This window comes from Mycobacterium pinniadriaticum, assembly GCF_026242045.1.
In the GTDB taxonomy this organism is placed as follows: Bacteria; Actinomycetota; Actinomycetes; order Mycobacteriales; family Mycobacteriaceae; genus Mycobacterium; species Mycobacterium pinniadriaticum.
Genome location: NZ_JAPJDO010000001.1, coordinates 381465 through 402400, shown reverse-complemented (window position 1 = coordinate 402400; position 20936 = coordinate 381465). Strand labels below are relative to the sequence as shown.

The 20936-nt window shown below is 65.9% G+C and carries 24 protein-coding genes and 2 tRNA genes; 11 read left to right on the top strand and 15 right to left on the bottom strand.

The features are described 5' to 3' along the window. The 5 genes from hadB to ORI27_RS02080 form a co-directional block, all read right to left on the bottom strand. Positions 1-429 carry a (3R)-hydroxyacyl-ACP dehydratase subunit HadB gene (hadB, locus tag ORI27_RS02100; RefSeq protein WP_265994838.1) on the bottom strand — a complete coding sequence of 143 codons (429 nt, stop codon included), beginning with the start codon at positions 427-429 and terminating at the stop codon, positions 1-3. Beyond that, positions 416-868, bottom strand: a complete 453-nt coding sequence (hadA, locus tag ORI27_RS02095; RefSeq protein ID WP_407666199.1) for a (3R)-hydroxyacyl-ACP dehydratase subunit HadA — start codon at positions 866-868, stop codon at positions 416-418. Before hadA ends, hadB begins: the two co-directional genes overlap by 14 nt. A gap of 42 nt (positions 869-910) precedes the next feature. After that, entirely contained in the window at positions 911-1078 is a 168-nt protein-coding gene (rpmG, locus tag ORI27_RS02090) for a 50S ribosomal protein L33 (RefSeq protein WP_005143733.1), read from the bottom strand. 41 nt (positions 1079-1119) lie between these two features. After that, positions 1120-1193, bottom strand: a tRNA-Met gene (locus ORI27_RS02085). A gap of 62 nt (positions 1194-1255) precedes the next feature. Beyond that, positions 1256-1328: transfer RNA gene (locus ORI27_RS02080), tRNA-Thr, on the bottom strand. 144 nt (positions 1329-1472) lie between these two features. Between ORI27_RS02080 and ORI27_RS02075 the strand changes: the two genes are divergently transcribed. From ORI27_RS02075 to ORI27_RS02065, 3 genes are all read left to right on the top strand, one after another. Then, positions 1473-2189, top strand: a complete 717-nt coding sequence (locus tag ORI27_RS02075; RefSeq protein ID WP_265994448.1) for an MBL fold metallo-hydrolase — start codon at positions 1473-1475, stop codon at positions 2187-2189. A 30-nt stretch (positions 2190-2219) separates the two neighbouring features. Next, positions 2220-2921 carry a glycoside hydrolase family 25 domain-containing protein gene (locus ORI27_RS02070; protein WP_265994449.1) on the top strand — a complete coding sequence of 234 codons (702 nt, stop codon included), beginning with the start codon at positions 2220-2222 and terminating at the stop codon, positions 2919-2921. A gap of 63 nt (positions 2922-2984) precedes the next feature. Next, complete coding sequence (locus ORI27_RS02065) at positions 2985-3794, top strand: hypothetical protein (RefSeq protein WP_265994450.1); 810 nt, start codon at positions 2985-2987, stop codon at positions 3792-3794. Positions 3795-3946: 152 nt separating this feature from the next. Here the strand turns inward: ORI27_RS02065 and rfbB are convergent, their stop codons facing one another. Both rfbB and rfbA read right to left on the bottom strand, forming a co-directional pair. Beyond that, positions 3947-4945 carry a dTDP-glucose 4,6-dehydratase gene (rfbB, locus tag ORI27_RS02060; protein ID WP_265994451.1) on the bottom strand — a complete coding sequence of 333 codons (999 nt, stop codon included), beginning with the start codon at positions 4943-4945 and terminating at the stop codon, positions 3947-3949. Beyond that, positions 4945-5814 carry a glucose-1-phosphate thymidylyltransferase RfbA gene (gene rfbA / locus ORI27_RS02055; RefSeq protein WP_265994452.1) on the bottom strand — a complete coding sequence of 290 codons (870 nt, stop codon included), beginning with the start codon at positions 5812-5814 and terminating at the stop codon, positions 4945-4947. Before rfbA ends, rfbB begins: the two co-directional genes overlap by 1 nt. A gap of 209 nt (positions 5815-6023) precedes the next feature. On the opposite strand from rfbA, the gene ORI27_RS02050 reads away from it, so the two are divergent. Both ORI27_RS02050 and ORI27_RS02045 read left to right on the top strand, forming a co-directional pair. Next, complete coding sequence (locus tag ORI27_RS02050; RefSeq protein WP_265994453.1) at positions 6024-6722, top strand: crotonase/enoyl-CoA hydratase family protein; 699 nt, start codon at positions 6024-6026, stop codon at positions 6720-6722. Between the two features lie 3 nt (positions 6723-6725). Next, complete coding sequence (locus ORI27_RS02045; protein WP_265994454.1) at positions 6726-7316, top strand: TetR/AcrR family transcriptional regulator; 591 nt, start codon at positions 6726-6728, stop codon at positions 7314-7316. 115 nt (positions 7317-7431) lie between these two features. On the opposite strand, the gene ORI27_RS02040 is transcribed toward ORI27_RS02045, so the two are convergent. Further along, positions 7432-8220 carry an alpha/beta hydrolase gene (locus tag ORI27_RS02040; protein WP_265994455.1) on the bottom strand — a complete coding sequence of 263 codons (789 nt, stop codon included), beginning with the start codon at positions 8218-8220 and terminating at the stop codon, positions 7432-7434. A 94-nt stretch (positions 8221-8314) separates the two neighbouring features. Further along, positions 8315-9100 (bottom strand): SDR family NAD(P)-dependent oxidoreductase, encoded by a 786-nt coding sequence (locus ORI27_RS02035; protein ID WP_265994456.1) that lies wholly within the window; start codon positions 9098-9100, stop codon positions 8315-8317. A 161-nt stretch (positions 9101-9261) separates the two neighbouring features. On the opposite strand from ORI27_RS02035, the gene ORI27_RS02030 reads away from it, so the two are divergent. The 4 genes from ORI27_RS02030 to speB (ORI27_RS02015) are packed head-to-tail and all read left to right on the top strand — an operon-like array spanning position 9262 to position 13544. Then, complete coding sequence (locus ORI27_RS02030; RefSeq protein ID WP_265994457.1) at positions 9262-10824, top strand: ABC transporter substrate-binding protein; 1563 nt, start codon at positions 9262-9264, stop codon at positions 10822-10824. Beyond that, entirely contained in the window at positions 10821-11465 is a 645-nt protein-coding gene (locus ORI27_RS02025) for a TetR/AcrR family transcriptional regulator (RefSeq protein ID WP_265994458.1), read from the top strand. Before ORI27_RS02030 ends, ORI27_RS02025 begins: the two co-directional genes overlap by 4 nt. Positions 11466-11490: 25 nt before the next feature. Further along, positions 11491-12585 carry an agmatinase gene (gene speB, locus ORI27_RS02020; RefSeq protein ID WP_265994459.1) on the top strand — a complete coding sequence of 365 codons (1095 nt, stop codon included), beginning with the start codon at positions 11491-11493 and terminating at the stop codon, positions 12583-12585. Beyond that, entirely contained in the window at positions 12585-13544 is a 960-nt protein-coding gene (gene speB / locus ORI27_RS02015; RefSeq protein ID WP_265994460.1) for an agmatinase, read from the top strand. Before speB (ORI27_RS02020) ends, speB (ORI27_RS02015) begins: the two co-directional genes overlap by 1 nt. A 4-nt stretch (positions 13545-13548) precedes the next feature. Here the strand turns inward: speB (ORI27_RS02015) and ORI27_RS02010 are convergent, their stop codons facing one another. Further along, positions 13549-14298: a class II aldolase/adducin family protein gene (locus ORI27_RS02010; protein ID WP_265994461.1), complete on the bottom strand. Its 750-nt coding sequence runs from the start codon at positions 14296-14298 to the stop codon at positions 13549-13551. A gap of 95 nt (positions 14299-14393) precedes the next feature. Between ORI27_RS02010 and ORI27_RS02005 the strand changes: the two genes are divergently transcribed. Further along, a complete protein-coding gene (locus tag ORI27_RS02005; RefSeq protein WP_265994462.1) occupies positions 14394-15341 on the top strand; it encodes a D-2-hydroxyacid dehydrogenase in 948 nt (315 codons plus the stop codon). Positions 15342-15395: 54 nt separating this feature from the next. Here the strand turns inward: ORI27_RS02005 and ORI27_RS02000 are convergent, their stop codons facing one another. From ORI27_RS02000 to ORI27_RS01980, 5 genes are all read right to left on the bottom strand, one after another. Continuing rightward, positions 15396-16136 carry an SDR family oxidoreductase gene (locus ORI27_RS02000; RefSeq protein ID WP_265994463.1) on the bottom strand — a complete coding sequence of 247 codons (741 nt, stop codon included), beginning with the start codon at positions 16134-16136 and terminating at the stop codon, positions 15396-15398. A 51-nt stretch (positions 16137-16187) separates the two neighbouring features. Then, on the bottom strand, positions 16188-16550 hold the full coding sequence (locus tag ORI27_RS01995) for an FKBP-type peptidyl-prolyl cis-trans isomerase (RefSeq protein ID WP_265994464.1): 363 nt from the start codon (positions 16548-16550) through the stop codon (positions 16188-16190). A gap of 97 nt (positions 16551-16647) precedes the next feature. Beyond that, positions 16648-17433, bottom strand: a complete 786-nt coding sequence (locus ORI27_RS01990) for a GntR family transcriptional regulator (RefSeq protein ID WP_265994465.1) — start codon at positions 17431-17433, stop codon at positions 16648-16650. Between the two features lie 4 nt (positions 17434-17437). Then, a complete protein-coding gene (gene fabG, locus ORI27_RS01985; protein ID WP_265994467.1) occupies positions 17438-18214 on the bottom strand; it encodes a 3-oxoacyl-ACP reductase FabG in 777 nt (258 codons plus the stop codon). Between the two features lie 27 nt (positions 18215-18241). Beyond that, positions 18242-19255 carry a phosphotransferase enzyme family protein gene (locus ORI27_RS01980; protein ID WP_265994468.1) on the bottom strand — a complete coding sequence of 338 codons (1014 nt, stop codon included), beginning with the start codon at positions 19253-19255 and terminating at the stop codon, positions 18242-18244. 339 nt (positions 19256-19594) lie between these two features. Between ORI27_RS01980 and ORI27_RS01975 the strand changes: the two genes are divergently transcribed. Then, positions 19595-20914, top strand: coding sequence for an aspartate aminotransferase family protein (locus ORI27_RS01975; RefSeq protein WP_265994469.1), 1320 nt, complete (start codon positions 19595-19597; stop codon positions 20912-20914). The last annotated feature ends 22 nt before the right edge of the window (positions 20915-20936 follow it).

Sequence of the window (20936 nt, the reverse complement as noted above, 5' to 3'; positions counted from 1 at the left end):
TTACGCCAGCTTCGCTATTGCCACCGCGCGGCCGAAGATCTTCTTCCCCCCCGTGGTGGCGACCAGCGCGATCGTCACGGACTTGGTATCGGGGTCGGCCGACTTCACCTTGCCGGTGAACAGGATCTCGGCGCCGACGCCGTCGTTGGGCACCGGCACGATCGCGGTGAAGCGCACGTTGAACTCGGTCACCGCGCCCGGGTCACCCACCCAGGACGTGACGTAGCCGCCGCCGAGGCCCATCGTCAGCATGCCGTGGGCGATCGCGGTATCCAGGCCAACCTGTTTGGCGATTTCGTCGTCCCAGTGAATCGGGTTGAGGTCGCCGGACACGCCGGCATAGTTGACCAGGTCGGCGCGGGTCAAGGTGATGACCCTTTCAGGCAACTCCTCACCCACCTTGACTGAGCTGAACTCACGCAGTGCCATCGTTGAAGCCACTCTCTCCGTCATCCTCACTCCGCCCGGCGAGCGTCGTGTAGGTCTCCTGTACTACCTCGTCGTCCTGGTTGCTGACGACGTTCTTGGTGACGATGATGTCAGTGCCGTGCGCCTGCCGAACGGAGTGCACGTATACGTCGCAGTAGAGCTGATCGCCGGCCTTGATCGGCTTCAGGAATTTCAGAGCCTGGTCGATCTGAACGATCTGCTTGTCCGTGATGCCGATGTCGGCGTGCGCGAAGAACGCCGTCTGGGCCGCGTAACCGAGTATGGAGATGAAGGTCAGCGGTGCCAGCACACCGTCATAGCCGAGCTCGGCCGCAGCGTCTTCGGAGAAGAACGCCGGGTCGTCGTTCTTGACGGCGGTGGCATGCTCGCGGATCTTCTCGCGGTCCACCGAGTAGCAGTCGGGATAGCGGTAATGCATTCCGACCAGGCTTTCGGACAACGCCACGGAGCAGGACCTAGATCAGCGCGACTCTTTGTGCGGCTGGTGCTGACCGCAGTTCGGGCAGAATTTCTTCAGCTCGAGCCGGTCGGGGTCGTTACGTCGGTTCTTCTTGGTGATGTAGTTGCGGTGCTTGCACACCTCGCAGGCCAAAGTGATCTTCGGCCGTACGTCAGTACTGGAGGCCACGTCCGTTGCCTTCTTTCACGTTCTCGTTTGCATCTACCTAGTAGCGGTGGGGAGGCTCGATCTCCCGACCTCACGATTATGAGTCGTGCGCTCTAACCAGCTGAGCTACACCGCCCCGATAGCCACCCGCGGAACTCTGGCGCCCAGAGGTCAGCCAAGAGATCCGAGTGTCCACCGAGCCCCCTAACGGAATCGAACCGTTGACCTTTTCCTTACCATGGAAACGCTCTGCCGACTGAGCTAAGGGGGCCTGACCCCCGACGCATCCTGACGCGCGGCGTGGGCCTTAAAGAGGGTACAGCGTGGCGCTGGGCTCAGCCAAACCGCTCGTCGAGAGCGTAAAACACCCGCAGGCGGCGGTGAGCGCCGCTGGTCGAACGCCTACTGTTGAGCCATGGCATCGACGGATCGTCTGTACTTCCGGCAGTTGCTCTCCGGCCGGGATTTCGCCGCCGGCGACATGATGGCGCAGCAGATGCGCAACTTCGCCTACCTGATCGGCGACCGGGAGACCGGTGACGCCGTCGTGGTCGACCCGGCCTACGCCGCCGGCGAACTCATCGACACCCTCGAGGCCGACGGCATGCATCTGTCGGGTGTCCTGGTCACCCACCATCATCCCGACCACGTCGGCGGGTCGATGATGGGCTTCACCCTGGCGGGCCTGGCCGAGCTGCTCGAGCGGGTCGAGGTGCCCGTCCACGTCAATACCCACGAAGCTCTCTGGGTCTCCCGGGTGACCGGTATCCCGATGAGCGGCCTCACCACCCACGAACACGGCGACAAGGTCGACGTCGGCGCGATCGAGATCGAGCTGCTGCACACCCCGGGTCACACCCCGGGCAGCCAGTGCTTCCTGCTCGACGGCCGCCTCGTCGCCGGGGACACCCTTTTTCTCGACGGTTGCGGCCGTACCGACTTTCCCGGCGGCGACGCCGATGAGATGTTCCGCAGCCTGCAACAGCTGGCCGCCCTCTCCGGTGACCCGACGGTGTTTCCCGGGCACTGGTATTCCATCGAGCCCAGCGCCGCCCTGTCGGACGTCAAGCGGTCCAACTACGTCTACAAGGTGTCCAACCTGGACCAGTGGCGCTCGCTCATGGGCGCCTGAGGTTCGCCCAGCGGCCAATGCTTTTCGCCGATGCCTGACACCCTGTACGCCGACGTCTCCGAGTGGCAGGTCGGCGTCAACGACAGCTATCCCTACCCGGTGTTGTGCATTCGGGCATGTGACGGCACCTACCGCGACCGGCGATGGGTGCACAACTACTCCTGGTGCCTGCGCCACGTCGACACCGGCCGACTCACCTTCTTCATCGCCTACTTCGTGTGGCGGCCCAATTGGCGTGAGACGGTCGAGACCTTCAAATCCCAAGTGCGCACACCACATCCGCGGATGGCGGTGATGATCGACGTCGAGTCGTGGGGCGGACAGATCACCGGGGACCAGTCCGTCGGGATCAACGCCGCGTACGACGCGGTGGGCGCCTACGTCGGCTCTCCGGCCAGAGTGATCGGCTACGGCAACATCGCCGACCTGAATCGGCTGTGGCCGGTCAAACCGTCGGGCCTGCGCCTGGTCGTCGCCGCCTACGGCTCGAATCCCCCGTATCCGGGCAAGGTCGCCCACCAGTACACCGACGGACAAGGCTACGGCGGCGGGCTACCCGAAGGCGCGGCCCCGTTCGGTCGCTGCGACATGAACTCCGCCGACGGGCTCACCGCGATGCAGTTCGCCCAGGCCTGCGGCATCGCGCCGGTGTTGCCGGTGGAGCTGGCCGCGCGGCGGCGGCGAGCTCTGGCGGCGGCCAGCCCGCTGGCCGCCGAACGCCGGTTATCCTGAGCCACAATAACTTTCATCTGCGTCAATACTGCGCCAGCCAGTTCGCCGTGATATAAGCATTGGATGGGAAACGCGAGTGATCTCGCGGATCTGTGGGGAGATGTAACCGGAGTCGGGGCCGGGACGTGGCTGGCGGTGGCCGCCTGGGCAGCAGTGCTGCTGGGGCTGGCGGCGCTGCTGTACACGCATCGGCAGATCCGTCGACAACAGGAAATCAACAACAAGCAGGTGCGCCCGCACGTCGCCATGGTCATGGAGCCGCACTCCGCGGACTGGCATGTCATCGAGCTGGCCGTGCGCAATTACGGCAGTACGGCCGCCTACGACGTGGGGTTCACCTTCGACCAGCCGCCGACAGTGGCTCGCTACGAGCACACCGAGGACGGCTTCACCGATATCGTGGAACTGACTCTGCCGCAGAGCATTCCCGAGCTGGCGCCCACCCAGGAGTGGCGCACGGTGTGGGATTCCGCGCTGGATCGCAGCCAGTTCGGTCAGTCGATCGAGTCGCGCTTCGAAGGGGTGGTCTCCTACCACGACCGCCCCGAGCCGCAGGGCTGGCGGGCCCGGACGTTCGGGCGCAAACGCACGGTGTACCGGACCAAGGTGGTGCTCGACTGGGAGGCCCTGCAGCCGGTGCGCCGGGTCGAGATGATGACCGGCCACGACCTGGCCAAGCGCGAGCGCGAGAAGCTCGAACTGTTGCGCAACACCCTCGATTACTTCCACTACGCCACCAAGGAAGCTCGGGTCGACGTGTTGCGCGGCGAGATCGACCGGATGAAGCGCGCCGCCGAGGAGACCCAGAGCCGGTGGCGCCGGGATCGGTTCGACCACCCCACTGAGGTCGTCCGGCTCCCCCGCCACGGCTAGCGATTTCGGCGCGTTTACCGCCGCTGAGCGAACGAAAGCGCGCCGAAATCGCTCTGCTCGCAGGGGATCACCCAAGAAGATCGGCCCAACGATGGGTAATCCAGTCCGCGTGAGTGTCGCGCTGGAGCGGTCACAGCGTTGCGTTCCCGCTACTACTGCCCGCGTTTCGTATAGAAGGCTTCGGTGGCGGCTTTGGCGGGCGCCCACCAGCTTTCGTGGTCGCGATACCACTCGATCGTCGCGGCCAGGCCGTTTTCGAAGTCAGGGTAACCGGGCCGCCACCCGAGCTCGTCACGCAATTTGGTCGCGTCGATGGCGTAGCGCAGGTCATGGCCGGTCCGGTCGGGGACCTTCTCGTAGTCGTCGGCATCGCGGCCCATGATCGTCAGGATCAGTTCGACGACGGTCTTGTTGTCCTTTTCGCCGTTGGCGCCGATCAGGTACGTCTCCCCGATCCGGCCCTTCTCCAAGATCAGCAATACCGCCGACGAGTGATCATCGGCATGAATCCAGTCCCGCACGTTGAGACCGTCGCCGTACAGCTTGGGGCGCGCCCCGCACAAGACATTGGTGATCTGGCGGGGAATGAATTTCTCCACGTGCTGGTACGGGCCATAGTTGTTGGAGCAGTTCGAAATCGTCGCCGCCACCCCGTAGGAACGCACCCACGCCCGCACCAGCAGATCACTGCCGGCCTTGGTCGACGAATACGGTGACGACGGGTTGTAGGGGCTGGCCTCGGTGAACCGGCCGGGATCGTCCAGCGCCAAATCGCCATACACCTCGTCGGTGGAGATGTGGTGATAGCGCACACCGTACTTGCGGACCGCCTCGAGCAACGTGAAGGTGCCGATCACATTGGTGTGCAGAAACGGCTCGGGGTCATCCAGCGAATTGTCGTTGTGGGTTTCCGCGGCGTAATGCACCACACCGTCGGCGGTGGCCACCAGCTTGTCGACCACCTCGGCATCAGCGACATCACCGTGCACAAAGGTCACCCGATCCTCGGGCAGGCCGGCCAGCGACTCGCGATTACCCGCATAGGTCAGCTTGTCCAGCACGGTGATGTGGTGGTCGGTGTGCTCGACCGCGTAATGCACGAAGTTGGATCCGATGAACCCGGCACCTCCGGTGACGAGAAGCTGCGCCACTAGAAACCTCTCTCCAGCAGGTCCAACAGATAGGACCCGTAGCCCGACTTCACCAGGGTATCGGCCCGGTCACGCAGCTCGTCATCGGTCAGAAAACCCTGCCGCCAGGCGATCTCCTCGGGCACCCCGATCTTCAAACCGGTACGTCGTTCCATGGTGCGCACGTAGTCGGCCGCGTCGGTCATCTGGTCGAAGGTGCCGGTGTCCAACCATGCGGTGCCGCGCGGTAGCACCTGGACCCGCAGCCGCTCCTGCTCCAGGTAGGCGCGATTGACGTCGGTGATCTCATACTCACCCCGATCACTCGGGGACAGCTCCCGCGCGATCGACACCACGTCGTTGTCGTAGAAGTAAAGCCCCGGCACCGCGTAGTTGCTCTTGGGCTGTTTGGGCTTCTCTTCCAGAGATACCACCATCCCGCTGGAATCGAATTCCACCACACCGTATGCCGAGGGCTCGGCCACCCAATACGCGAAGATCGCGCCACCGTCGATATCGGCGAAGCTCTTGAGCTGGGTGCCCATCCCCGGCCCGTAGATCAGATTGTCGCCCAGGACCAGTGCGACCTTGTCGGATCCGATGAAATCAGCGCCGATGGTGAACGCCTGCGCCAGCCCGTCCGGCGACGGCTGCTGGGCGAATGTGATAGACACCCCGAAGCGCGATCCATCACCCAACAGCCGCTCGAAACTCTCGGCATCGTGCGGTGTGGTGATCACCAGGATGTCCCGGATGCCGGCCAACATCAGGGTGGACAACGGGTAGTACACCATCGGCTTGTCATAAACCGGGATCAACTGCTTGGAGACACCCAGCGTGATCGGATGCAGCCGGGTCCCTGAGCCTCCCGCCAAAATAATCCCCCTCATGAGGCAAATCGTATTCCTTGACGACCAGTCGGGCATGCCAACCGGCCAGCAACCCGGACTATCGTTCTAAGCAATCAGGCGTTTCGGCGCGCTCACCGCCGCTGAGCGAACGAAAGCGCGCCGAAATCGCTCGCAGATTGCCTCTTGGCAATCGGAACTTCGTTACGTAACGTCGGTACGAAAGTAGGCGCTGCGACGAAGGAGCATCCATGAGTGGGTCGGTCAGCTATCGCAAGGACGACGCGATCGCCGTGATCACGATGGACGACGGCAAGGTCAACGTGCTGAGCCCGGCCATGCTGGCCGAGATCAACGACAACCTGGACCGGGCGGTCAGCGAGGACGCCGGCGCTGTGGTGATCGCCGGCAACGAGCGGGTATTCAGCGGCGGTTTCGACCTGAAGGTTTTCCGCTCCGGTGACATCCAGGCCTCCATTGCCATGTTGCAGGCCGGATTCAACCTGTCCCATCGGCTGTTGTCGTTCCCCAAGCCCGTCGTCGCGGCCATCACCGGTCACGCGATCGCCATGGGATCGTTCTTGGCCTGCAGCACCGACCATCGAATTGCCGGTCCCACCTACAACTTTCAGGCCAACGAAGTGGCGATCGGGATGGTCTTGCCCTACCCCGCGCTGGAGGTCATGCGGCTTCGCCTCACCCCGTCGGCCTATCAGCAGGCGGTCGGACTGGCCAAGATATTCCTCGGCGAGACCGCCCTGGCCGGCGGCTGGATCGACGAGATCGCGCTGAACGACCGCGTGTTGTCGCGCGCCGAAGAGGCCGCCCGCGAGTTCACCTCACTCAACGCCGGCGCACACCTGGCCAGCAAGATGCGGGCCCGCCAGGCCACCCTCGACGCCATGCGGTCCGGTATCGACAACATCGCCTCCGAGTTCGGGTTGTCCTAGTCCGTGGCCAGGGTCAAGCAGCGCACCCCCGAGCTGCGCGACCGCGTGGTCGACGTGGCGGTGACCACACTGTGCCAAGACGGCATGTCCGGGTTCACCACCCGGCGGGTGGCCGAACGTGCCGGTACCTCGGTGCCAGCGGTCTACGAGCTCTTCTCCGATAAGGACGGACTACTGCGGGCGGTGTTCTTCGAGGGGTTCCGCCGGCTCGGTTCTGAGCTCACCGCCATTCCCGAGACCGCGGACGCGCTGGCCGATCTGCGGGCGGTGGCCCCGGTGTTCCGCCGGTTCTGTCTGGACTATCCGCCGCTGGCGCGGGTGATGTTCAGCCGGCCGTTCCAGGATCTCGATCCCGATCCCGAGCAGCTCGCGGCCGCTCCGACCGTGCGGGAGATCCTGGTGGGCAAGGTACAACGATGCATCGACGCCCGCCTCCTCTCCGGCGACCCGGTGGACATCGCTCACGTATTGCTCGCCCTGGCACAGGGTTTGGCGGTCCAGGAGGCCGGACGCTGGCTGGGCACCTCGGCGGACTCGGTCAACCGGCGTTGGGATGTCGGGGTGCAGGCGGTGCTGGCCGGGTTCCAGGCCTGAGAGCCCGGGATCCGGCCGACCGATCTCGATTCACCGACCGTGGGGGATCTCGGTGAAGCCGCGGGCTTGGGTTCAACAACAACGCCCACGCTCGACGAGAAGAGAAGTTCCTGCGTCAACGCAAGTGTGTCCCCAACCACGAGTCGATCCGCTCAGCCACGGCTTCCCAACCGCGCTCGAGCATCATGTTGTGGCCCATCCCGGGGAACATCACCGGCTCGGTGCGGTAGGCCTTCGCGGTAGCGGCCACCTCTCGTGGGGTGAAGAACCCGTCCAGCTCCGCACCGAGCACCAGCATGGGGGTGGTGACCCGTTTGGGCCGGGCCAGATGACGGTAGAGCAGATCGCGGTAGAGCACGCGGACGCTCTCCGGACCCAGCCGTGACGTGCAGGCGGCGACGATCTCCTCCGGCGTCGCCGAGTGGTAGAAGGTCGCCCGCGAAACACCTGGTGCGGCAAAGAAATCCAGCGGCCTGCGGAAAGAACGCGTACGCAGCGACGTGCGCCAGTGCCGACCGGCCACCCGGACCGTCGCGGGCGCGATGCCTCTCGGGGGCGCCGAGGCGACCAGGACGCCGGCGGGCGCATGGTGTGCTGCCAGGTACTTCTGGACCACGAAGCCGCCCATCGAATGTCCGATGACCACTGGCGACACCGGCAGGCTCGCCGCGACGGCGTTCACGTCCTGGACATAGTCGAAGACACCGCAGGCGTTGATCGGGACCGGCGACGGGCTGCCACCGTGGCCCCGGAGGTTCAGCGCGAGCGCGTGATAACCGCGGGCGGCGAAGTAGTCCAGGAAGTGATCGTCCCAGCACCACGCCCCGTGAAAGGCGCCGTGTACGAACAACAGCGGTGTTCCCTGGGTGGCCGTGGACCTACCCTTGTCGATCACCTCCAGCACAGCCGCTCACCCTATCCCCGGCGTCATCATCTGGCGGGTGAACTCGGAAATAGCCGGTGCCCAGGCCGCAATGGAGCGTCATCGCGCGACCACCTCACTGAGCAGGAGTGGCCCCGGCGATCGCATTACCCCCGTCGATGATCAGCGTCGTACCCGTGACGTACGAGGCGCCCGGTGTGGCCAGGAACGCCACCCCGGCCGCGACCTCGTCGGCGGTGGCCGACCGCCCGATCGGGGTGGCGTTTCCCGCCGCGACCTCCGACGGCAGCTGGGCCGCGGTCGCGATCCACCCCGGCAGCACCAGGTTGGCGGTGATGCCGGTCTTGGCGTAGTCGACGGCGAGTGACCGCGTCATCCCCAACATCGCCGCCTTCGCGGTGTGGTACCCGACGTCGCCGGTGTAGGCGGTGAGCACGCCGGCGGTCGACCCGACGTTGACGACGCGGCCATAGCCGCGCTCCACCATCCCGGGCAGTGCCGCCCGGGTGACATAGAAGGCGCTGTCGAGGTTGCGGCGCAGCGCAAGTGACCACTCGTCGTCGGTCATCACCATCAGCGGGTTGGGCTCTTCGGGGCTGTGCACCGATGCCAGGCCCGCGTTGTTCACCACGATGTCGAGCTTGCCGAATGTCGCCTCGGCAGCCTGGACCAGCCCGCAAGCCGCATCGCCGTCGAACAGGTCGGCGATGTGCGCCTCGGCGCGAATTCCTTCCTCGCTGAGCTCCTCGGCGCGCCGATGGACCCGGTCGGTGGTGCCGGTCACCATGACCGCGGCCCCGAGCCGGCCCAGCAGCCGCGCCGAGGCGAAGCCGATGCCGAGCTCGCTGCTCGAACCGGTGACCAAGGCCACCTGACCGGTGAGGTCGAACGCGCGTGGCATAGCAGGCATTGTGCTCGCTCCCTTCGAATTTCAGCTGACGAAGCCGACCCTAGAGCGCCAACGCAAGGTTTTCTAGGTCGATCGTCCAAGACTTGGACGTTCGTACAAGACAGTAACCGTCATGTCACACATCCGAAATCAGGTGAACCGAAACTGGGCCGATGAAAATCACGTCGGGAATCGCACCCCTGGCGATCATCGCCCTCCTGCTGTCCGGCACCGCATGTTCGGGAAAGACCAACAACGCCAACGACAATGCGACAGTCGCATCGACGGTACGCACCCCACTCATGTCCGACCCCCCACCGCTGGACCCGGACACCTTCTACCAGCCCGAAGGTCTGCTCATCATGACCTCGGCCTACCAGGGACTGTTGCAGTATGCGCCCGGGTCGACGAAGCTCGAGGGACTCCTGGCGACCAAATGGGATGTCTCGCCGGACGGACTGACGTACACCTTCACCCTGCGTGACGGTGTCAAGTTCGCCGACGGCACACCGTTCGACTCCGCTGCCGCGAAGGCCAGCTTCCAGCGGCGCACCGACATGGCGGGCGGACCGGCGTACATGCTGGCCGACGTCAAGGACATGCAGACCCCGGACCCGCAGACCTTCGTCGTCACCCTCACCAAACCCGTTGCGCCGTTTCTGGATTACCTCGCCTCGCCGTACGGTCCGCTGATGACCAGTCCGACCGCGGTCGCCGAACATGCCAACGGCAACGACCACGCGTCGGCATGGCTGGCATCGCATACCGCCGGGACGGGCCCCTACGAGCTCACCGATGCGGTACCAGCCAGTCATTACACGATGACCGCGAACAAGAACTACTGGGGCGAGGCCCCGCAGATCACCTCCGTGCAGATGCCGGTGATCGCGGCGACGGCGGTGCAACGCCTCGAACTCGGCAACGGCCAACTCGACATGGTCCTGCACGGCTTCTCCAAAGGTGACTACGAGGCGCTGGCCGCCGGCCCGGACACCGAGGTCCTCCAGGAGAACGCACTGGTCAAGGCGATGGTCATGATCAACCCGAGTTCACCGGTCTTCGGGCCGCATGACGCACGAGCCGCACTGAGCGCCGGACTCGACCAAACCGCCCTGACCACACAGGTGTTCGGTGCGCAAGGGGCCCCGTCGACGCAGTTCTACCCGATCGGGATGATGCCCGACGGTGCGGTTCCGGACAAACACGACTATGACCCGGCGAAGCTGGCCGAACTCGGCCGCGCCGGCGGCGACGTCGAGATCGGCTTTCCCACCGGCGACAGCAGCCTGCAAGATCTCGCCAACCAGATCCAGGTGATCCTGCAGCAGGCCGGGCTGACGGCGACGGTCCGGGACTTTCCGCTGGCCCAATTCTTCGCCCTGATCGAAAACCCGGACCAACGCCCGGATCTGCTGCTGGCCTCGTTCAACCCCGACGCCGCCCACCCCGACACCTGGTCGCGGATTTACAACTACACCGACGCACCGGTCAACCTTCAGGGTTGCTCGGTGCCGGAGGCCGACAAACTCCTCGATGCGGGCAGCGCCGAACCGGACCCGGCCAAATCACAGGCGCTCTACGTGGAGGCGGCCAAGGCCTACCGTGATTCACTGTGTTGGGTGAACCTCTCCGACCTGCACAACTCCATCGCCGCGCGTAAGGGCTACTCGGGCTGGCGGAGCCAGCCCGCCTGGATGTGGGACACCGACTTCTCCACGCTGAAGTACCAGGGATGACGGCCAGGGCCGGCACGGCTTCGGCTGAGTCGCTTCGCGGTACGGGCACCACGGCGCGCGGTGCGGCGCGCCGCACCGAGATCATCGACGCCGCGATCGAGGTGATGGCCCGAGTCGGCCTCGCCGGGCTGTCGATGCGCCTGGTGGCCAACCAGGCTCAGCTGCCGCTGGGCGCGCTGAGCTACTACTTCGACGACAAGTCCGACCTGATCGCTCAGGCGTTTGCCCAGCTGTCGGATCGGGAGATCGACCGTGTCGTGCGCACCGCGCAGCGACTCGAGTCCTCGATGTCGCCCGAGGAACTCGCCGATCTGGTCGCCGACATGATCATCGACGGCTTCAGTTCGCCGCGCGGTGCGATCGTCACCCGCTACGAACTCGTCACCGAGGCCAGCAGAGACGAGCGGCTGCGGCCGATGTTCGAGGCGTGGTACACGGCGATGGTCCCCGCACTGAGCCGGCTCTTCCGCGAGATCGGTTCCCGCCAGCCCGAACTCGACGCCCGTACGGTCATGGCGGTGATGGCGGGCTTGGAGATCGACAACCTCTACCGCCCGCTGGGACCGGTGGACAAGCGACGGATCCGAGCCACCCTGCGACACGCTTTCAGAGCCGTGATCGCGCTGCACGGCAACGGGTAAACCCCTCGACACGAAGGCGGAACAGATGGCAGGCAGCCTGTTCGGTCCGGACATCACGTTTCTTGGTGTCCCCCGCTGCGACCTCACCGACGAATCCAGTTATGCCGATGCCGATATCGTCATCCTCGGCGCCCCGCTCGACGGCGGGACCAACTACCGCTCGGGTGCGCGGTTCGGACCGTCAGCATTGCGCCAGGCCTGCTATCTGGCCCAAGACGGCTCCCGCCCGAGCCTCGCGCTCCGCGTCGACGGCCTCAAAGACCTACGTGTCTATGACGCCGGCGACGTGATGCTCTACAGCGGTAACATCGAGCAGGCCGTCGCGATGATCGAGGCGGACGTGTACAAGATCAGCGCCGCCGGCGCGATTCCGATCATCCTGGGCGGCGACCACACGATCGCCTGGCCCGACCACACCGGGGTGGCCCGCCACCACGGGTTCGGCAAGGTCTCGATGATCCACTTCGACGCCCACGCCGACACCGGGGACATCCACCTGGGTTCGCTCGTCGGCCACGGCACACCGATGCGCAGGCTCATCGAATCCGGCGCGCTGCGCGGGGACCGGTTCCTGCAGCTGGGGTTACGCGGATACTGGCCCGACGAGCCGGTCCTGCAATGGATGGCGGCTCATGGCCTGCGGTCGTACGAGATGACCGAGATCGTCGCGCGTGGACTCCAGACGTGCCTGACCGAGGCGTTCGAAATCGCCACCTCGGACTGTGAGGGGGTGTTCCTGTCGGTCGACATCGACGTGTGCGACCCCGGCCACGCACCGGGCACGGGCACCCCGGAGCCGGGCGGCTTCTCGGCTCGCGAGCTTCTCGATGCCGTTCGCCGAATCTGCTACGAGCTACCGGTACTCGGGGTGGACGTCGTCGAGGTGGCGCCCCCGTACGACCATGCCGACATCACCGCACTGCTCGGAAATCGCGTGGTCCTGGAAGTCGTCTCCGCGATTGCCCGCCGGCGTAAGGACAACGCCGCGGGCACCACCTGGGATCCGATGCAACCCCTGCTTGCCGGCCGGGAAGTCGACGAGCAACTGCGGCTGATCACCGAAGCCGAGGAAGCCGGCCGTCGCGGCGAGGGCAGCCGTCGAGCCCACCACCATCACTGATGTCCGAGCTATCCCAGCCGCCGGTCGGTGCCACGCCGTCGACCCAAGTCCCCCGCTACTCGGGCAAGGGCACATTCGCGCGGATCGCCGACATCCACGAGGTGGGCGACTACGACATCGCCGTCGTGGGCTTACCGTTCGACGGCGGCACCTCCTACCGCCCCGGCGCGCGGTTCGGACCGATGGCCGTACGTCAGGCCGCCCGCACCCTACGTCCCGGCTACCACGTCGAGTTCGGTGTCGCGCCGCTGGAGCAGGTGCAGATCGTCGACGCCGGTGACATCACCATCACCCCATTCGACATCGCCGAGGCGTGTGCACAGATCGAGAGCGGGATGCGCGAGCTCATCGGCGAGCGGGTACGCAGGGTGGTCGCGATCGGTGGCGACCACACGGTCGCGCTGCCCAATCTTCGTGCGCTGCACTCGTTCCACGGCCCACTGGCGCTGGTGCACTTCGACGCGCACCTGGACACCTGGGATACCTATTTCAACGCCCCGGTCACGCACGGCACCCCCTTCCGTCGAGCGTTCGAGGAAGGTCTGCTCGTTGAGGACCACTCGATCCACGTCGGCATCCGCGGCCCGATCTACGATCGGATGGACCTCGACGATGACGCCCGGATGGGGTTTCGGATCATCAGGGCCGGAGACCTCGACGTCATGGGTGTCGAAGCGGCCGTCGACGTCGTCACTCGCCGGGTTGCCGATCTGCCCGTGTACCTCTCGATCGACATCGATGTGCTCGACCCAGCCTTCGCACCCGGGACCGGAACACCGGAATCAGGCGGTCTGACGTCACGAGAGCTGCTACGAATGCTGCGCCGGCTCAACGGAATCAATGTGGTGGGCGCGGATGTCGTGGAAGTCGCACCCGCCTACGATCACGCCGAAATCACGTCGATCGCGGCCGCGACGGTGGTCTTCGATCTGCTGAGCCTGATCGTGGCCAGCGGGTGAGCGTTCAGCCGGCGTTCGGCAGGTAGGTCCGCTGTGCCCATTGGAACACCTGCCAAGCCTCGCGCTCCTCGAACATGTCGTGCACCCGCCGGGCGGCGTCCGCTCCGATCGGCCTGGCGTCACGCGCCTTGACCTGGACCTCGGCGCTGCGCTCCATCATGAGGAAGTATCCGACCGCGGCGTCGACGGATCCGGCCACCGTCAGCAGTCCGTGGTTGCGCAGGATGGCGGCCCTGGCGCCGCCGAGCGCGGCAGCGATGCGCTTGCCGCCGTCGGTCGAGCCGATGTTGACTTCCTCGTCGTCGAAGATCTCGTGATCGTCGAAGAACGCGCACGCCTCCTGCGAGATGGGCGCCAGCTTGGTGACCGCCGCCGAGAACGGTGTTCCGTACGGCGTATGACAATGGGCCGCAGCGACGACGTCGGGCCGGGCCTCGTGCACCGGGGCGTGAATGTAGTACGCGGCCACGTTGATGTGACCTCCGCCCTCGACCGTCCCGTCGGCATGGACCAGAACCAGGTCGTCGGGGGTCATGAAGCGGAACGGCACCCCATAGCGGCCGAGCCAGAAACAATCGGGCCGCTCGGGGTCGCGGGCCGAGATGTGCCCGTCGCCCAACGAACCCCAGCCCATCGCACCGAACACCCGGTAGGCCAAGGCCAGCCGGTGCTTGCGGTGTTCCCGCAGCTCGTCGGGATCGGCGATGACCGGCTCGGCGGCATCCGGGTCGAGGAACGCGTTGTCGGCGTCCATCCTGCACCTCGCTTGCCGGTCGTCAATGATTCATCGGGCGATCACTTTTCGCCTGCGGATAGACTATCGAAATCGACGTCATCGAGCGCCCCATCGTGTTGGTCATCACCGAGTCCGATCCTGAACTCCCGCCACCGCCACTGGAACTGATTCCTGCCGATGTTGAGGTGGTCGCGGTCGGCGCGACCCCAACCGACGAGCAGCTGGCCGCTGCCCAGGTGGTGTACATCTGGGATCACCGGTTCGCCGATCTCGGCTCGCTGCTGCGCCGCGCCCCCAAAGTCCGCTGGGTGCACGCAGCCTCAGTTGGCGTCAACAGATTGCTGTGCCCCGAGATTCACGACGTCGTTCTGACCAACTCTCGCGGTGTGTTCGATATCCCGATCGCCGAGTGGGTGATGGCCGCGGTGCTCAGCCACACAAAGGGATTTACCGAAAGTTGGGCCCTGCAGCGCGAACACCGATGGCGACACCGCATGACCGGGCGGCTGGCCGGCACCCGCGCCGCCGTGGTGGGCACCGGGTCGATCGGCCGCGCCATCGCCGAGCGGCTGATGCGCCTCGATGTCGACGTCACGCTGGTCGGCCGCGCGGCGGCTACCGACCCCCAGTTCGGCACCGTCCGTGCCAGCGCGGATTTGGTCTTGGTGGCCGCGGAGGTGGATCTGCTGGTATTGGCTGCTCCGCTGACGACGGCGACCACCGCGCTCGTCGGTGCCGAGGTCCTCACCGCGCTGGGACCGAACGGATTCCTGGTCAACGTCGGTCGCGGGCCGACCGTCGTCGAGACCGATCTGGTCGACGCGCTGCACGCCGGGACCATCGCGGGCGCTGCCCTGGACGTATTCGAGGTCGAGCCGCTACCGGAGGAATCCTGCTTGTGGTCGATGCCGAATGTGTTTGTCTCCCCGCATATGTCGGGCGACTACATCGGGTTCGAGGGCGACATGATGGCGATGTTTACCAGTAACCTGACCCGGTGGCTACGCGGCGAACCGCTGCACAACATCGTCGACCCCACCGTCGGGTATGTGCCCAGCTGATCTGGCGCTGCTCGATTGCCTGACACCTCTTCCGGCCTTCGGCCGGCGTCGTCGTCAGGCGCCCTCCGGCTGGCGCCATTCGATCGGCCGCAGCAGGACGATTTCGGGCACCACGCAGCTGCGGGACACCCTGATCGTCATCCGGATGGCTTCGGCGATGTCGCTCGGCGCGATCATCTCCTGAGGGCTCACGCTGTCCCGGTAGTCGTCGGCCATCGGGGTGTCCACCAGCCCGGGGCAGATCGCGGTCGCCTTGATGCCGGCGGTGGACAGTTCATCGTGCAGTGACTCGGTGAAGCCCACGACGGCGAACTTGGTCGCCGAGTACGACGCCAAGGTCGCCTCACCGCGCTTTCCCGCATTCGACGCGATATTGATGATCTGCGCCGCCTTGCCTTGCTGCACAGCGGTTTTGAGCAGCGGCATGGACTTGCTGGTCAGCAGGATCACCGCACGGATGTTGACCGCGAGTTGCTCGTCGAGGAACTCCGCGGTGATCTCGCCGACCGCGCGATTGCCTGAGACACCGGCATTGTTCACCAGCACGTCAAGAGCGCCGTGCCGGGCGGCGTGCTCGTCGACGATGGTGTCCAGGAATGTCTCCTCGGCCAACGATCCGGCCAGGGTGTGCACCGGCGGCCCGGTCGTCAGCGATGACGCCACCGCAGCCAGCTTGGCCGGGTCGCGGCCCACCAGGGTGAGCTCGAAACCCTCGTCGTGCAACATCGCCGCGATGGCCGAGCCGATCCCACCGGATGCTCCCGTGACGATCGCGGTGCGCGTTTGACTACTCACACCGGCATTACACACGCCGAGGGGCAACCGCGCTCGGCGAGCGGATTCGGGCTATCGGGTGGCCAGCAGGTCGATGACAAAAATCAGCGTCTTGCCCGACAACTGGTGTCCGGAGCCCGCCGGGCCGTAGGCCTGCTCGGGCGGGATGGTCAGCTGCCGCCGACCGCCCACCCGCATGCCCGGAATCCCGTCCTGCCAGCCCTGGATGAGGCCGCGCAACGGGAAAGCGATGGACTCCCCGCGGTTCCAGGAGCTGTCGAACTCTTCACCGGTGTCGTACTCGACACCCACATAGTGCACATCCACCACGGCGCCCGGCCTGGCTTCGTCGCCCTCGCCGACCACCAGGTCTTTGATGACCAGTTCGGTCGGTGCCGGTCCGTCGGGGAATTCGATCTCGGGTTTGGTCGTCACCGCACTCACACTAGTCGTCCCGAGATCGACGTTTTGCAGGGTTGCACTCGCGGTTTCGCGGCGATTTGTCGGTTTGGGCGAAACGGCGCGGGCCCGGTCAGGCGCTGCTGACCGAGCGCTCCACCCGACCGTCGGTGCCGCGGCGTTCGCGCGCCGTGATCGTCGAAGTCGTCGCCGTCAACCGCACCCGGTCAGCCCGAAACAGGTCGTAGGCGTACTCGAACGGCCGATCCGCGGCATCGCGGGTGACTCGGGTGATCGCCACCAACGGCCGCCGATTCGCGATGCCAAGCCAGTCGGCCTCCCGCGGGCTGGCGCTGACCACCTCGATGGTCTCGCTGGACGTGGCGGGTACCAAGCCGTATCGCACGGCGAACAGCTCGTAGAGCGAGCCGCCCAGCGGCTGTTCCAGCAGATCGTCGACGTGGTCGGCGACGAAGCAGGAGAAGTCCACCGACAGCGGCACCCCGTCGGCGTACCGCAGCCGTCGAATCGCGAAAACCTCCCGTCGGTCACTGATTTCCAGCGCGGCGGCCTCCACCGCGCTAGGTGGCCGGCGATCGGTGGCGAGCACGCGGGTGGCACTGGTGTGCCCGCCGCTGCGCAGCCGGGCCGGCAGTCCGGCCAGCTCGGCGGCATTGCGCTCCACCACGTCGGCGCGCACGAACGTTCCCCCGTTGCGGCCGGTTCGCCGCTCCAGAACACCGGCGCGACTCAACGGCAACAGCGCGCTGCGCAGAGTGGAGCGGGATACCCCGAAGCGGTCGGCCATCTCGCGTTCGGTACCGAGCCGCGAGCCTGGCCGCAGGGTGCCCTGAGCCAGCATCGACAGGATGCGCCGTCGCACATCCTCGGCAATCGGGCCCCCCTCCGACTCCCCCATCGGACTAGGGGCGCACCGCATCCGGCGACTCGGGCAACACCTGACCACCGTCGACCGCGATGGCCTGGCCGGTGATGTAACCGGCCTCGACAGTGGCCAGGAACGCGGCAAGATGGCCGATATCGTCCGGTTTGCCCAGCACGCCGGCCGGGATCGCCCGAGTCATGCCCGCGATGTACTCCTCACCCATGCCCGCGAGACCTTCGGTGAAGATATTTCCCGGCAGAATGGCGTTCACCGTGATCGCGTGCGGGGCCAATTCGATTGCGGCGGTGCGCATGAATCCCAGCTGCGCGGCCTTGGAGGCGCCGTAGTGCGACCAACCGGGATATCCGGTGATCGGTCCGGTGATCGAGGACGTCAGGATCACCCGGCCGCGTCCGGAGGCGATCAGCGAGTCCAGACAGGCTTGCACGATGAACACCGTGCCCTTGACATTGACGTCGAGAACCTCGGAGAGCTGGGCCGGGGTCATGGTGGCCAAGGGCGCTTCGGGGAAGATACCGGCGTTGGCGCACACGACGTCGATACCGCCGAACGCTTCGTCAACCGTGGCGGCCAGGCTGGCGCAGTGGACCGGGTCGGCGACATCGGCTTTGACGCCCAGGACCGTCCCAGTACCCAGGGCGTCCAGATCGGCCACCGCCGCGTCGACGTCGGCCGCAGACCGCGCGGCGATCGCCACATTCGCGCCGGCCGTCGCGAACACCGCGGCGATGCCCCGCCCGATGCCTTTACTGCCGCCAGTCACCAATACGTTCGTCGAGCGAAGATCAAACACCTGTAATCCTCTCCATCACAGAATGATTCATACCCGCGACCCGAAAATCGCATCCCGTAGCCAGGTTCGGTCCTCCAGGTACCGCAGCGCCAACCGGGCGGTGTCGGGGGCGAATTGCTCGCCGACGCCGATCGCCGCGTCGGCGTCGTGGTGTGAGGCGATCCACGCGGTGAGCATGATTCGGCGCATCATCACGAACGAGGGGATGAGGGCCAAGTGGTCGGCGGGAATCGACCCGGCCTCGAAGTAGCCGGTGAGCCATTCGGCGATGATGCGTTCACCGGCCGGGGTGTCCTCGATGAACGACACCGCCGCCCCGAGATCGGCCAAATACCACGACCAGCCGCAGTCGTCGAAATCGATCACGGTGATCCCGGCCGCCACATCCGCGGGGTCGACCATCAGATTGGCCAACCGGAGGTCAGCATGCACCAGTCCGAAACGATCGGGCGTGCAGCCGAATTCAGTCAACTTCGCGGCGACGTCGTCAGCCGCGCGTTGAATCAGAACGCGGTCGGGGTCGGCCAGGCCCGGCGCCAGCCGCCAGTTACCCCACCGGGCCTGCGGGCCCAGGATCGTGTCGAGATCCCATCGAAACCGGGTGAACCCACTGGGGAAGGTCCAGTTCCGGGCATGGGAGTGCATGACCGCGGTGATCCGGCCGAGTTCGTCGAAACCGACCGCCTCGGGATCCTCTTCGGCCGTGCAGCCCGCCACGAAGGTCACCGCGTCGACGTGCAATGTGTCGCCGTCGACTTCAGCGACCACGACATCAGTGCCGTCGCGGGCCGTGACCAATTCCGGTGTGGTGACCGAGGTCTCGGTGCGCAAGGCTTGCATCCACGCCAGTTCCGAGCGGATCGCGTCCAACGAGTGATAGCCGGGCCGATGCACGCGCAGCACGAACGGTTCGTCGTCGTCCACCAGGTAGGTGGCGTTCTCCGACAGACTGAGCAGCCGCAACGGTGTTCCGCCCGCTCGGCCGTAGGCGGGGAGAGCGGCACGCGCGAAGAGCCCATGAGTCGGCGGCAGTCCCGGCATGCGACCAGTGTGGACCATATCGGGGTATCGAGCAGACCAAATCAAGAGGTTTTACACTCCCGTTGCGCACCCCGGCCACCCGAAACGCGCCCGCAACGTTCGGTCGACGTTGGCCCGATTGTTCCGGTTGACCAGGTGATCTGACGGGAGTAACAATGTCGTCGAGGCGCCACAGAGTTGTTGTCGAACATCACCCTCGCTCCCCGGACGGAGTTGCACTCGAAGCAAGACCAGACCAAAAAGCGACGCCGCCCCACACAAGGCACAGGGTGCTCGAGGAGGGGCACGAGCGTTGGTCAGTGCGTCATGGGCCGCGTCACGAGGCGAAGGAGTAGCGCGATGAGCTTTTCGAACATCATGGATTCCAACAGCTACTCCGCGGATCATCCGGTCGATCCCGCCACCGAATCGTTGATCGCGGCCCGCGACCGCATGCTCGGCCCGGCGTACCGGCTGTTCTATCAGCGCCCGGTACATCTGGTCCGCGGTGAGGGGACCCGCCTTTACGATGCGGATGGCGCCTGCTATCTCGATGCGTACAACAACGTCGCGGCCGTCGGCCACTGTCACCCGCATGTGGTAGACTCCGTCAGCCGGCAACTGTCCACGCTGAACACCCATACCCGCTATCTACACGGCGGCATCGTCGACTACAGCCAACGCCTGCTCGACACGATGCCCGAGCAGGTCGATCAGGTGATGTACGCCTGCACCGGCTCGGAGGTCAACGACCTGGCCCTGCGAGTCGCCGAAATGCACACCGGCGCAAAAGGTGTCATCGTCACCAGCGACGCGTATCACGGCAACACCGCTGCGGTCACGGCGATCTCGCCATCGATTGGCGGGGCCACGGCGCTCGGTGAGCATGTCCGCGCGGTCCCCCCGCCGGACAGCTATCGGATCCCGGCCGAGGAGTTGGCCGAGCAGTTCACCGCCGGCGTCGTCGCCGCCATCGCCGACCTGCAGGCCGCGGGCTCTGGGTTATCGGCCCTGATCGTCGACACCGTCTTCTCCTCAGACGGCATCTATCCCGATCCCTCGGTGCTCGCCCCCGCGGTGGAAGCGGTGCATCGAGCCGGTGGGATTTTCATCGCCGACGAAGTCCAGCCCGGATTCGCCCGCACCGGCGAGGCGATGTGGGGCTTCTTCCGCCACGGTGTCGTCCCGGACCTAGTGACGATGGGCAAGCCGATGGGCAACGGATTGCCCATCGCCGCCATGGCGGCCCGCGCCGAGGTGCTCGATACCTTCGCCCGTGGGGTCCCCTACTTCAATACCTTCGGCGGCAACCCGGTCACGGTGGCCGCCGCCGCGGCGGTGCTGGACGTCATCGACGACGAGTCGCTGATGCGGAGCGCCAACGATGTGGGCACCCGACTGCGCGATGAGTTGGACCGACTGGGCGCCGGGCATCCGCGCATCGGCGATGTACGTGGCAGCGGCCTCTACATCGGCGTCGAGGTCATCACCGAGACCGGCACACCGGACCGGGCAGGCGCCCGAGCGCTGGTCAACGCCATGCGGGACCGCCGGGTATTGATCTCGGTATGCGGCCGGGACGGCAATGTGCTCAAAATCCGGCCACCGCTGGTCTTCTCGAATTCCGACGTCGACTGGTTCTGCACCGAGTTCGCCGCCGTACTCACTTCCCCGTTCTGACCCGGCCACGAAGTCGAGGGCT

What these genes read in the sequence shown, in the direction of transcription:
- ORI27_RS01990 (WP_265994465.1), bottom strand. Translation starts at nt 17,433, where the DNA reads ATGGGGGAGTCGGAGGGGGGCCCGATTGCCGAGGATGTGCGACGGCGC.
- ORI27_RS02030 (WP_265994457.1), top strand. Translation starts at nt 9,262, where the DNA reads ATGAAAATCACGTCGGGAATCGCACCCCTGGCGATCATCGCCCTCCTG.
- ORI27_RS02035 (WP_265994456.1), bottom strand. Translation starts at nt 9,100, where the DNA reads ATGCCACGCGCGTTCGACCTCACCGGTCAGGTGGCCTTGGTCACCGGT.
- ORI27_RS01980 (WP_265994468.1), bottom strand. Translation starts at nt 19,255, where the DNA reads ATGCCGGGACTGCCGCCGACTCATGGGCTCTTCGCGCGTGCCGCTCTC.
- ORI27_RS01975 (WP_265994469.1), top strand. Translation starts at nt 19,595, where the DNA reads ATGAGCTTTTCGAACATCATGGATTCCAACAGCTACTCCGCGGATCAT.
- hadB (WP_265994838.1), bottom strand. Translation starts at nt 429, where the DNA reads ATGGCACTGCGTGAGTTCAGCTCAGTCAAGGTGGGTGAGGAGTTGCCT.
- ORI27_RS02070 (WP_265994449.1), top strand. Translation starts at nt 2,220, where the DNA reads ATGCCTGACACCCTGTACGCCGACGTCTCCGAGTGGCAGGTCGGCGTC.
- hadA (WP_407666199.1), bottom strand. Translation starts at nt 868, where the DNA reads ATGCATTACCGCTATCCCGACTGCTACTCGGTGGACCGCGAGAAGATC.
- rfbA (WP_265994452.1), bottom strand. Translation starts at nt 5,814, where the DNA reads ATGAGGGGGATTATTTTGGCGGGAGGCTCAGGGACCCGGCTGCATCCG.
- speB (WP_265994459.1), top strand. Translation starts at nt 11,491, where the DNA reads ATGGCAGGCAGCCTGTTCGGTCCGGACATCACGTTTCTTGGTGTCCCC.
- ORI27_RS02010 (WP_265994461.1), bottom strand. Translation starts at nt 14,298, where the DNA reads ATGGACGCCGACAACGCGTTCCTCGACCCGGATGCCGCCGAGCCGGTC.
- ORI27_RS02075 (WP_265994448.1), top strand. Translation starts at nt 1,473, where the DNA reads ATGGCATCGACGGATCGTCTGTACTTCCGGCAGTTGCTCTCCGGCCGG.
- speB (WP_265994460.1), top strand. Translation starts at nt 12,585, where the DNA reads ATGTCCGAGCTATCCCAGCCGCCGGTCGGTGCCACGCCGTCGACCCAA.
- ORI27_RS02025 (WP_265994458.1), top strand. Translation starts at nt 10,821, where the DNA reads ATGACGGCCAGGGCCGGCACGGCTTCGGCTGAGTCGCTTCGCGGTACG.
- ORI27_RS02050 (WP_265994453.1), top strand. Translation starts at nt 6,024, where the DNA reads ATGAGTGGGTCGGTCAGCTATCGCAAGGACGACGCGATCGCCGTGATC.
- ORI27_RS02065 (WP_265994450.1), top strand. Translation starts at nt 2,985, where the DNA reads ATGGGAAACGCGAGTGATCTCGCGGATCTGTGGGGAGATGTAACCGGA.